The sequence below is a fragment of the Sphingomonas sp. 37zxx genome (assembly GCF_000786205.1).
In the GTDB taxonomy this organism is placed as follows: Bacteria; Pseudomonadota; Alphaproteobacteria; order Sphingomonadales; family Sphingomonadaceae; genus Sphingomonas.
Genome location: NZ_JROH01000093.1, coordinates 1 through 3,049 on the forward strand (window position 1 = coordinate 1; position 3,049 = coordinate 3,049).

At 63.2% G+C, this 3,049-nt stretch carries 2 protein-coding genes; one reads left to right on the plus strand and one right to left on the minus strand.

The features are described from left to right. The first annotated feature begins 501 nt into the window (after positions 1 to 501). Positions 502 to 888, plus strand: coding sequence for a DUF1761 domain-containing protein (locus QU44_RS16820; RefSeq protein WP_033923564.1), 387 nt, complete (start codon positions 502 to 504; stop codon positions 886 to 888). Positions 889 to 1,114: 226 nt separating this feature from the next. Here the strand turns inward: QU44_RS16820 and QU44_RS16825 are convergent, their stop codons facing one another. After that, positions 1,115 to 2,974 carry an ABC-F family ATP-binding cassette domain-containing protein gene (locus QU44_RS16825; RefSeq protein WP_033923565.1) on the minus strand — a complete coding sequence of 620 codons (1,860 nt, stop codon included), beginning with the start codon at positions 2,972 to 2,974 and terminating at the stop codon, positions 1,115 to 1,117. Positions 2,975 to 3,049 lie beyond the last annotated feature (75 nt).

Sequence of the window (3,049 nt, forward strand, 5' to 3'; positions counted from 1 at the left end):
CCTGCCGGCGCCCGAAACTCTTCAGGAAAGCGGTCGTCGGCAAGGAGCTAAATCTTTGGTGATTATATAGATTGCAAAGTGGCAAGCGTTATCGCTTACCCGGCTTCCGGTCCTCGAAAATGACGAACGAGACTGCGCAGTAACAGAGCATCGCAGCGGTAAAGCCGACGCGCCAAATCGTGTCGGCATGCTCAAGCGAGTTCGGAATGTGCGCAATAAGCGCGGTCATAAGCATGACCGTTATCGCGGCGAGCGCAGGTATCAAGATAAGCTTGAGGTAGCGAACCATCACTGTGGTTCCGGCTCTGACGCTAGCTTGTGCCTCGTCACCTTCGTTAGCGGCTCATCCCAGCCCACTTCGTCCCAATCCGGCTTCATATCTGACAAGGTGCACGGTTTCGATCATGTGCGCAAATGGGGCGAGAAGCGACCATAGGCTTTACAGACATATGAGCCCCGAAAAAGTAGCGCTATCGAACGGTCTGCCCTACCCTTCCACCCATGATATACATCCTGCAAAACCTCGCCCCGATCCTTGCCGCTACGCTTGCCGGGCTGGTGATCGGGTTGGTGTGGTATCGCGACCCACTTCGGCGTGGCGGGAGTGTTGGATTGCTGGTCGCTGCGTTCGTCGCCGAGTTCTGGCTTTGCGCGATTTTGGCGGGGGCGTTGATTTTGGCACCGGCGCAGGCCGATCGGTGGACGATGTCGCTGGGCAGCGCGGTGGTGATCTGGATCGGGTTCATCGTGCCCGCGCTCGTGGTGACGCTGCGGCTGCGCGGGGCGAAGGGAGCAGCGATCGCTGCGGATTGCGGGCATTGGCTGGTGGTGATGCTGGTGCAGGCGGCGATATTGCAGGGGATCGGACTGGTGGCACCGGCGGGGTGAGGCGCGGCCTATTCGCTGACGGTTTCTAGACTTCGCTCGAAACCAACGGGTGGGAACGGGATTTACGTGAACCCCCAAATCCGTTCGTGCTGAGCTTGTCGAAGCACTGTTCTTTCTTTTCGAACCGTCCGCAGAAGAAGGACAGTGCTTCGACAGGCTCAGCACGAACGGGTTAGGTTAGTTTCAATCCCCACAGGCGGGATGTCGGGATGGCGCTACCCACCTCTTAAGCCTCGACCCCTTCGATCGCTTCGCTTGCCGCCATCCAGCGGGTTTCGGCGTCGGCGAGCTTTGCCTCAACCTCGCTGCGGCGCTTCATCAGGTCGCTCATCGCCAGTTTGGCGAGGTCGGCGCGCGCGTCCGCCGGGGCGAACATCGCATGGTCGAGCGCGCTTTTCTCTGCGGTCAGTTTGGCGATCTCGCTTTCGGCGGCCTTGGCATCCTTGCGCAGTTCGGCTTCCTTCTCGCGGGCGGCGGCGGCTGCCTTGCGGTCGGCCTTCTTGTCCTTTTTCGATCCCTTTTCGCCCGAAGAGCCCAGCACCAGCGCGATATAATCGTCGAGGCTGCCATCATATTCGCGCGCGGTGCCGTTATCGACCAGCACCAGCCGGTCGGCGGTGGTTTCGAGCATGTGGCGATCATGGCTGACCACCACCACCGCGCCCTGATAGGCGTTTAGCGCCTGGATCAGCGCTTCGCGCGCATCGACGTCGAGATGGTTGGTCGGCTCGTCGAGGATCAGCATGTGCGGCGCGTCGCGGGTGATCAGCGCCAGCGCCAGCCGCGCCTTTTCGCCGCCCGACAGCTTGCCCACCAATGTCGTCGCCTTGTCGCCCGAAAAGCCGAACCGTCCGAGCTGGCCGCGCACCGCGCCGGGGGTCGCGCCCTTCATCAGTGCCGCCATATGCTCGATCGGGGTATCGCGCGGATCGAGTTCCTCGACCTGATATTGCGTGAAATAGCCGACGCGCATCTTGCCCGACGAGGTGATCTCGCCCTCCATCGGGGTCAGCTGCGCCGCGAGCAGCCGCGCGAGCGTGGTCTTGCCGTTGCCGTTGCGGCCCAGCAGCGCGATCCGGTCATCGGGGTCGAGCCGCAGGTTCAGCCGCTTGAGGATCGGCGTGTCGCCATAGCCGACGCTGGCCATGTCGAGCGTCACCAATGGCGGGCGCAATTCGGTGGGATCGGGAAAATCGAAGCTGAGCGTGGGATCGTCGACCATCGAGGCGATCGGGGCCATGCGTGCGAGCGCCTTTTGCCGCGACTGTGCTTGCTTGGCGGTCGAGGCGCGGGCCGAATTGCGCGCGACATAATCCTGTAACTTGGCGCGCTGTGCCTCCTGGCTGGCGCGCGCGGCGGCGAGCTGCGCCATGCGTTCGGCGCGCTGCTTTTCGAAGGCGTCATAACCGCCGGGGTACAGCGTTATCTTGCCGCCCTGAAGATGCAGGATGTGATCGACGACGTTGTTGAGGAAATCGCGCTCATGGCTGACGACGACGATCGTCGCCTTATACCCCTTCAGGAAATCCTCGAGCCACATGACCGCTTCGAGATCGAGATGGTTCGATGGCTCGTCGAGCAGCAGCAGGTCGGGCTGGCTGAACAGCAAGGCGGCAAGCGCGACTCGCATCTTCCAGCCGCCCGAGAAACTGTCGAGCGGGCGCTGCTGCATTTCCTCGTCAAAGCCCAGGCCGACCAGGATTCGCGCGGCGCGGGCGGGGGCGGCGTGCGCGTCGATCGCGATCAGCCGCTCGTGGATTTCGACCACGCGGTCCATATCCTCAAGCTCCTCGACCTCTTCGAGCAGCGCCGCGCGCTCGACATCGGCGGCGAGCACGGTGTCGAACGGAGTCGCGGTGCCCGAGGGAGCCTCCTGCGCGATATAGCCGAGCCGTGCGGCCTTGGGCATTTCGGCGGCGCCGCCATCGGGTTCGAGCAAGCCGGCGATCACCCGCACCAAGGTCGACTTGCCCGCGCCATTGCGGCCGATCAGCCCGACTCGGCTTCCGGGGGGCAGCGCGGCAGTGGCATTGTCGAGGATAAGGCGCCCGCCAAGGCGCACCGTGATCGCGTTCAAGTTCAGCATGCGCGCCCGATAGCAGGCAATCGCCGCGAACGCGACCGGCTACGGCTTTAGCAGGCTGCTGAAAAAGGGCTTGGC